At 55.8% G+C, this 7,151-nt stretch carries 10 protein-coding genes; 1 reads left to right on the top strand and 9 read right to left on the bottom strand.

The features are described 5' to 3' along the window. Positions 1–4: 4 nt before the first annotated feature. The 5 genes from BAA01_12780 to BAA01_12800 all read right to left on the bottom strand — a co-directional run bounded on the left by BAA01_12780 (position 5) and on the right by BAA01_12800 (position 2,751). The gene (locus BAA01_12780; GenBank protein ID OUM87471.1) at positions 5–1,219 is read right to left on the bottom strand and encodes a sporulation protein YqfD; all 1,215 of its coding nucleotides are present in this window, start codon (positions 1,217–1,219) and stop codon (positions 5–7) included. Positions 1,220–1,240: 21 nt separating this feature from the next. After that, positions 1,241–1,519, bottom strand: coding sequence for a sporulation protein YqfC (locus BAA01_12785; GenBank protein ID OUM87472.1), 279 nt, complete (start codon positions 1,517–1,519; stop codon positions 1,241–1,243). Positions 1,520–1,633: 114 nt separating this feature from the next. Further along, positions 1,634–2,083 carry an aspartyl-tRNA amidotransferase gene (locus BAA01_12790; protein ID OUM87473.1) on the bottom strand — a complete coding sequence of 150 codons (450 nt, stop codon included), beginning with the start codon at positions 2,081–2,083 and terminating at the stop codon, positions 1,634–1,636. A gap of 8 nt (positions 2,084–2,091) precedes the next feature. Next, positions 2,092–2,265: a 30S ribosomal protein S21 gene (locus BAA01_12795; GenBank protein OUM87496.1), complete on the bottom strand. Its 174-nt coding sequence runs from the start codon at positions 2,263–2,265 to the stop codon at positions 2,092–2,094. Positions 2,266–2,400: 135 nt separating this feature from the next. Then, entirely contained in the window at positions 2,401–2,751 is a 351-nt protein-coding gene (locus BAA01_12800; GenBank protein ID OUM87474.1) for a histidine triad nucleotide-binding protein, read from the bottom strand. Positions 2,752–2,829: 78 nt separating this feature from the next. Between BAA01_12800 and BAA01_12805 the strand changes: the two genes are divergently transcribed. Beyond that, complete coding sequence (locus tag BAA01_12805) at positions 2,830–3,765, top strand: hypothetical protein (protein ID OUM87475.1); 936 nt, start codon at positions 2,830–2,832, stop codon at positions 3,763–3,765. Here BAA01_12805 and BAA01_12810 read toward each other — a convergent pair. The 4 genes from BAA01_12810 to BAA01_12825 all read right to left on the bottom strand — a co-directional run bounded on the left by BAA01_12810 (position 3,762) and on the right by BAA01_12825 (position 7,024). After that, positions 3,762–4,184, bottom strand: coding sequence for an NTP pyrophosphohydrolase (locus tag BAA01_12810; protein OUM87476.1), 423 nt, complete (start codon positions 4,182–4,184; stop codon positions 3,762–3,764). The two genes, BAA01_12805 and BAA01_12810, sit on opposite strands and share 4 nt — an antisense overlap. Continuing rightward, complete coding sequence (locus tag BAA01_12815) at positions 4,181–5,131, bottom strand: hypothetical protein (protein ID OUM87477.1); 951 nt, start codon at positions 5,129–5,131, stop codon at positions 4,181–4,183. Before BAA01_12815 ends, BAA01_12810 begins: the two co-directional genes overlap by 4 nt. A 10-nt stretch (positions 5,132–5,141) precedes the next feature. Further along, on the bottom strand, positions 5,142–6,461 hold the full coding sequence (locus BAA01_12820; GenBank protein OUM87478.1) for a tRNA (N(6)-L-threonylcarbamoyladenosine(37)-C(2))-methylthiotransferase MtaB: 1,320 nt from the start codon (positions 6,459–6,461) through the stop codon (positions 5,142–5,144). 65 nt (positions 6,462–6,526) lie between these two features. Beyond that, positions 6,527–7,024 (bottom strand): hypothetical protein, encoded by a 498-nt coding sequence (locus BAA01_12825; protein OUM87479.1) that lies wholly within the window; start codon positions 7,022–7,024, stop codon positions 6,527–6,529. Between the last annotated feature and the right edge of the window lie 127 nt (positions 7,025–7,151).

A 7,151-nucleotide genomic window follows, 5' to 3' on the forward strand; every position in this document is an offset into this window, starting at 1 on the left:
CATCTTATTCCCCTGGAGCCTTTCCCGACATCGACCCCCCGGGGAGAATCGGTTGTTCTTTCGCAATCTCTTCCAGTACCTCATAGTAGAGCTTTACTTTCAATGTACCACTGTCAAGGTCTTGTTGCAAAACCTTTTCCATGAAAATCTCGGCTTTCTCATCCAACTGGTGCAAAATCTCCTTCCTTGCCCGCTCTTTTGCCAGCTCCAAGGCCTCTTTCTGAGAATAGGTTTTTGTATGCGGGACCTTTTCATAGTATATCCGTTCATAGAGGCCCACTGGTATCTTCCAGGGTCCAAGCGTCCAGTGCCGCACGTGTTCCTCCAGCTTGTAGTGATCGAAGGCAGGCTTTTTGGAAAAAAAAGTGAAGGCATGGTTGCCAATCAGCAATGACGTGCGCTTCTCGGTTTCACCGGTGAGGCGGAACTGCTTCTGAACCAGGGGGATCGTCACCGTCGTTTCGTACCAGACCAATCCCTTCACCGTTCCCTTGGCACTGACGATTTGCGGCTTCGCCTCATATCCCATGATACCTGAGATCAGGATCTGGCCTTTTTTAACCCTTTGGTTGCGCGTCACCATGGCCTTCCCTTTCTCGACAAAAATCTCCTTGACCACGGCACTTTTGGCCGCGACCAGATGACGGGGATTTTCCAACTGCCGTTCTTCCGGATGTTTGCTCTCCACGACACGAATCACTGCTTTCGTCCCCTTGATCTCAACCCCGGCCCAGCTGAGCTGCTCGAAACGGCTGAGCAGCTCCGATTGCATCTGTTCATTTCCAGGCAGGCGCTGGCGGAAGACACCCCTCTTCAGCCCCAATTGTCCGGCAACCTGGAGCAGTTCCTCTTCTGGGATGATTTCGTTGCCGATCACCTCCACCTGCCAAATCATCTGGGAAAAAACATACAACAGGAGAACAAAAAGCAGACTTCCCGCCCAAAACCACTTGCGTTTTTGTGCCTGAAGCAAATAAAAAGGCAGTCCACGCTTGTCCAGGATCTGGATGCGAAAGGGGAGAGGCTTCATCTTCCGAAGAATCCGACGATAATCGGCCAACGAGAGGCAAAATACGATCGTCCCGGTATCCGGATGTTCGTGGAGGTCCCAGATCTCCACGCCTTCCTGAAGCAAGAAGTTGATGAGTTCTTCCCGTTCCCCCTTCTTTATCTTACAAACCAAATAACCCAGCAGCCATTGCCACCACCAAGTGACCACGTGCGCTGTCCCCCTTCATGGCTATTCCATGAATGTCAATGAACCGATGCGTTCGCCTTCCACAAAGATTTCTTCACGGATGATCCTGCGAATGACCAGCCCTTCCCCGTTAATCTGCAACTGGCCTGCGGGCAGCCGCAAGCGTAATCGTCCGCTGGTGAATTCCAAGACACCCCGGTGATTTTCGATATACACTTGATAGGCGCCGATCATGGTCACCCGGGGCACGTTGAGCAGGGTGCTCTGGGGAATCTCAAGGACCATACCCAAACGCCTCTTCAACCCTGACCAGCGACTCATGACATGCCTCCTCCCCGCATATTTCACGGATATGCGAGTGAACAACGGTTTATGAACAATTAAAAACACCCCACTCCCGCTGTGAATCGGGATAATGGGGTGCTGATAGACGGATTATTCCTGGTTCAATTGTTGCTGAACCATCTGATTCACTTTTTTCCCGTCTGCCCTGCCCTTCACCTTGGGCATCAGGTAACTCATCACCTTGCCCAGGTCACGCTTGGAGATTGCGCCAACCGCCTGGATGGCTTCCTTGACCAGTTCCTGCAGCGCCTGATCGTCGAGCGGTTCGGGAAGGTATTGTCGTAGGATCTGAATTTCCTGCTGAACCTGTTCACTCAAGTCCTGGCGTCCGGCTTTCTCAAATTCCTGCAAGGATTCCTGCCGCTGCTTCAGTTCACGGCTCAGCACATCGATGATCTCGTCCTCATTCAATGGCCGGCGTTTTTCAATTTCGGCATTTTTGATCGCCGCCCGAACCATGCGAATGACAGAAAGCCGCAGTTTATCCTTTTCTTTCATCGCTTGCTTGAGATCCTCAGACAATCGTTCAGCTAACACCATCCGTCCCCCTAGTACTTTCGTTTACGTGCCGCTTCAGACTTCTTTTTGCGCCTGACACTGGGCTTTTCGTAGTGCTTCCGCTTTTTGATCTCGGCCAGCAAACCATCCCGGGCGACGGTTTTTTTAAACCGGCGAAGCGCACTGTCGATGGATTCGTTCTTGCGAACCTTGATCTCGGACACCAGCATTTCCCTCCCTCCGCTCCAACCGCGTGACCTGCCGCGACCACCTGTCGAGGGTATCCGATCCAGTCACACATGCGGTAAGAGAAAGTCCCAAATCATAGTAATTATAGTACACCTTGCCCTGATGGTCAATCAGCGCTGGCCGAAATGCATGGCCAGCGGGGCGCCGCCGAGCAGGTGATAGTGCAGGTGATACACTTCCTGGCCGCCGTCTTTTTTGCAATTGTTGACCAGCCGGAACCCGTTTTCCTGCAAGCCCAACTCTCTGGCGACAGCCAGCGCTCCCCGGTGAATGGCGGCAATGAGAGGAAGATCCTCCTCCGTAACGTCGGCAAGCGTCGGAATATGCTTGCGCGGAATGATCAGGACGTGTATGGGAGCTTTTGGCGCGATGTCGTGAAAAGCCACCACCTCTTCATCTTCGTACACGCGCTTGGATGGAATCTGGCCTTTGACGATTTGGCAAAAAATGCATTCCGACATGATTCCGCCCTCCTTTCTCTGCGAAGATTGACATGTTTGTCCGCCTGTATACGTATATTAAACCAGACAACGGGAGGGATGTACATGCGTGAATTCCTCATCCCACTCACCAGCGGACTGGCCATTTTTCTGTTCGGAATGATCCTGATGAGAAACGGATTGGAGCAATTGGCCGGGGCGCGAATCCGGGCCGGCATCGCGCATTTTACCCAATCGCCGATCAAGGGTTTTCTCACGGGAACCGTCGCAACCGCCCTCCTTCACAGCAGCAGCACGGTCACCGTGCTGGCTGTCGGCTTGACCAGTGCGGGACTCATGTCCTTCTCCCAGTCCATCGGGGTGATCCTGGGCGCCAATGTCGGCACCACAGTCACGCTGGAAATGCTCACCTTCCCTTTGGATCGTTTTGCCCTGGCCATCTTGATCGCCGGGGCGGGCTTTCTCGTCCTCCCTTCAGCGAAAGCGCGGCAGATCGGCTGGATTGCCATCGGCTTGAGCTTGCTGTTTATTGGTCTGCAAATCGTGCAGCTCGTCGCCGAACCACTGGCCGGCAGGCCATGGTTCAAGCATGGCCTTGCTTTGGCCAGCCAGCATCTGGCAATGAGTTTTTTGTTGGGCCTCTTTGTCACCGCCGTCATCCAGAGCAGCACGGCCGCCATCGCATTGTTGATGAGCCTGATGGCGTCCGGCGATATCGCCTTGGCGCCTGGCGTCGCCTATGTATTGGGAAGCAATGTGGGAACGTGCGTCACGGCGCTCATCGCCGCCCTTGGGAGCAGCGATGAGGCCAAAAAAGTGGCGCTGGCCCACCTCGTGCTCAATGGCCTGGGAGCGCTGGCCCTCTTCCCGTTGATTCCCTGGTTTACAGAAAAACTGGCGGGATGGGGCGGTTCACCCGCCGCGCAGATTGCGCACACACAAGTGATTTTCAACATGGTTTGTTCATTGGCTGTCTTGCCGTGGGCGCGCGGTTTCGCCAACGGGATTCACCGCATCTATGACATGATGTTTTAGATGCCCAGCACTTTCCAGGCCTGTTTGATGATCGGCGTATTGTTTTCATAGCCGTTTTCCCGATGGCATTTTAAAAAAGTGTCCGGATCCACCCATGCGATGCCACTGATCTCTTCCAGTTGCGGGTGCAGTTCCTCTGTCAATGCGCGAACCAGATAATAATGCACTTCCTTTTTCATCTGCCCGTATTCAGGGTGGTAATATGTATAGGCCACCACGCCAAGCGGCTGTTCAACTTCGCCGGTGATGGCCGTCTCCTCCCGTATTTCGCGCAGCGCGGTCTCTTCAAGGGTTTCTCCTTGTTCCTGTTTTCCCTTGGGAAGGGAATACCGGCCGAACCGATCGGTCAGCGAAAGAAGGGATATTGAGCCGTCTTCCAGTCGCCTGTACACGAGCCCTCCAGCCGAAATCTCTCTCATCCTGACGCCTCCTCTGTCTGAAAACCGGTCAACGCCTGATCCGACTGTTCCTTGTACATCGCCAAGACACTCGGCGCAATATCCGTCAAATCCCGGATCGCGTGCCGCAGTCTGGCGGCTCCCGGACCGATGATCCAGGCTGGAACGGGATTCAAGGTATGCGTTTTCACCGACATATCTTCACAATTGCCGTGATCACTGGTTAAAAAAAGGGTCACATCTTTGGGCCGTTCTTCATCCAGCGCCTGCAAAAACTGGTCGTACTGTCTCATGACAAAAGACAGCATGTCCGCGTCACGGCCATGTCCGGCGACATCGGTCAAAAAAAACTCGTGAAACACAAAGTCGTAGCTTTCAACGAGAGCCAGCAAATGCTGCGCCGCCTCCCGCGGAGTGATGATCGGAACCTCAGTTTCCGCCAGACGCTGATGCAACCAGAAGCGGGTCAGGTCATGGAAGACCGCACGATTGGCCATCAGATCGGTCATCGTTCGCAGGGGCAGACCGGCCGCCCAAGCCGCTCTCGTGCTGCAGGAGACCCAGCCGCGCCGCGTCGTCCGCAACTGAAAAAAGGCGGGGGTAAAGGCATTGGCAAAGGTGCAGCGCTTCCCCTGTTCCTGCAGCCAGGTGTAGAGATTTCCCTCCTCCAACAAGCGGCGCAAGCGAGCCAATGGAAAGCCGCTGACATGCCTGCCCATGCAAGCGGCTGCATTTTGTCCGGTAAAGATGGTGGTTTGGCCCGTCGCGCTTTGCGGCAAGCCTTCCACCCCAAGCCGCGCATCGGCGAGAAAAAAAGCTTCGTCCTGGCGATGAAAGGGAGGGATCTCCTGGTTGAAGCGGCCTCCAAGCCGCTCCTCGATAAATGGCAGGCGGATGCTCGTGAAGGGATTCTCCTCTGCCGCAGGACCGACCCCCAAACCGTCTACAAACAAAAAGATCACTTTCATCCCTTGCATCCTATCCGACCATGCGGACAAAGGTGCCGCGGCTGAATTCCGCTCCCGGCTCATCCAGCCGGACGCGGACCACTTTCCCATACATCTCCGGCGTCCCCCGGAAGGCTACCTGAAGGTAATTGTCCGCATGGCCCACCACCCAGCCGGGCTCTGGGCTGTTCTTGAGCGGCTGCTCGGGTATCACGTCCAGCACTTGCCCCGCATATTGCCGGGCATAGGCCAGGCTCAGGCGGTCGGAAAGCTGGATGAGCCTTTCCACCCGCTGTCGCTTGACCTCATCAGGCACCTGATCCGGCATTTTGGCGGCAGGCGTTCCGGAACGTTTGGAGTAAGGAAACACATGGAGACGGGCGAAACCGATCTCCTCCATCAGCCGGTAACCGTTGGCAAACTGCTCCTCCGTTTCCCCCGGGAAACCGACAATGACGTCGGTCGTAATCGCCAGGCCAGGCAAGGCACGGCGAACCGCTTCGATTTTTTTCCGATATTGCTCCACCGTGTATTTCCGGCGCATCCGGCGGAGGATCACGTCATCCCCTGCCTGCAGCGGAATGTGCAAATGGCGGCACAGTTTGTCCGACGAGGCAAAGACGTCCAGCACCTCATCGGTAATCTGGCTGGCTTCAATCGAGCTGATGCGGATCCGCTGCAACCCTTCAATGCGGTCCAAATCCCGCAGCAGCTGTGCAAAACTGTAATCTTCCAGATCCTCTCCATACCCCGCCGTGTGAATGCCGGTCAGGACGATTTCCCGGTAGCCCGCCTCCACCAATTGGCGCGCTTGGTTCAGGACGCTTTCCGGCTTGCGGCTGCGCAACAGGCCTCGGGCCCAGGGAATGATACAAAACGTGCAGAAATTGTTGCACCCTTCCTGGATTTTGAGATTGGCCCTGTGATGCTCGGTATGGGTCGGGACGTCAAACTCTTCAAATTGGCGGGCCTTCATGATATTGGACACCGCGTTGATTGGCCGCCGTTCTTCCTGGAACCGGCGGACGTACTCCAAAAGCCGATCCCGCCCTTGCGTGCCCAGCACAATATCCACGCCCGGAATGGACATCACTTCATCAGGCGAGGTTTGCGCATAACAACCTGTTACCACGATCACCGCATCCGGATTGCGGCGGATCGCGCGCCGGATCATCTGCCTGCTTTTCCTGTCCCCGGTATTGGTGACCGTACAGGTGTTAATCACATACACATCGGCCAGCTCCTCAAAGGGCACGCGCGTATAACCGGCCTGTTTGAACAGCTGCCACATGGAGTCGGTCTCGTACTGGTTGACCTTGCATCCCAGGGTCTGAAATGCGACCGTTGGCATCCTTTCACCTCCTATCCCATGCTCCTCAAGGTCCCATGATTCTCAAGGGCATCCTTTGGGAGCGTTTATTCTCCCCGAAAAGCCCTTTTCATCCGTTCAAAAAACGTTTGTTCCTGTCCGCCCATTCCCTCTGCAGCATCCCCTTCTTCGGCAAACTCACGAAGCAGCTGTTTCTGCCGTTCGGTCAGCCGCGTCGGCACCACCACGACCACTTTGACGTGCTGATCCCCTTGTCCGTGCCCGCGCAACCGGGGAACCCCTTTGCCCCGGATGCGAAAATACGTCTCACTCTGCGTGCCGGGCGGTATTTTCAGCTTCACCCGCCCATCCAGCGTCGGCACCTCAATTTCATCGCCCAATGCCGCCTGCACAAAGGTAATCGGCACTTCGCAGTAAATGTCGTCTCCATCCCGGCGGAAAAAGGGATGCGGCTTGACGCGCAGCAAGATATACAAGTCTCCCGGCGGGCCGCCGTTCACCCCGGCCTCGCCCTCCCCTTGCATCCGCAACTGGGAGCCGTCTTCCACGCCGGCCGGAATGTTGACCTGGATTTTCCGCGTCACCCGGATCCGTCCCCGCCCGTGGCAGGTGGGGCATGGCTGCTTGACAAGCCTGCCTCGTCCATGACAACGCGAACAGGTACGGCGGTTGATCAGACGCCCGAAAGGCGTGCTTTGGAACGTCTCTTCC

The organism is Bacillus thermozeamaize, assembly GCA_002159075.1.
Classification (GTDB): Bacteria; Bacillota; Bacilli; order ZCTH02-B2; family ZCTH02-B2; genus Bacillus_BB; species Bacillus_BB thermozeamaize.

Bases quoted from the DNA above. Each gene is read 5' to 3' on its own strand.
- BAA01_12785 (OUM87472.1), bottom strand. From the start codon at position 1,519: ATGAGTCGCTGGTCAGGGTTGAAGAGGCGTTTGGGTATGGTCCTTGAG.
- BAA01_12790 (OUM87473.1), bottom strand. From the start codon at position 2,083: ATGGTGTTAGCTGAACGATTGTCTGAGGATCTCAAGCAAGCGATGAAA.
- BAA01_12800 (OUM87474.1), bottom strand. From the start codon at position 2,751: ATGTCGGAATGCATTTTTTGCCAAATCGTCAAAGGCCAGATTCCATCC.
- BAA01_12805 (OUM87475.1), top strand. From the start codon at position 2,830: ATGTACATGCGTGAATTCCTCATCCCACTCACCAGCGGACTGGCCATT.
- BAA01_12810 (OUM87476.1), bottom strand. From the start codon at position 4,184: ATGAGAGAGATTTCGGCTGGAGGGCTCGTGTACAGGCGACTGGAAGAC.
- BAA01_12815 (OUM87477.1), bottom strand. From the start codon at position 5,131: ATGAAAGTGATCTTTTTGTTTGTAGACGGTTTGGGGGTCGGTCCTGCG.
- BAA01_12820 (OUM87478.1), bottom strand. From the start codon at position 6,461: ATGCCAACGGTCGCATTTCAGACCCTGGGATGCAAGGTCAACCAGTAC.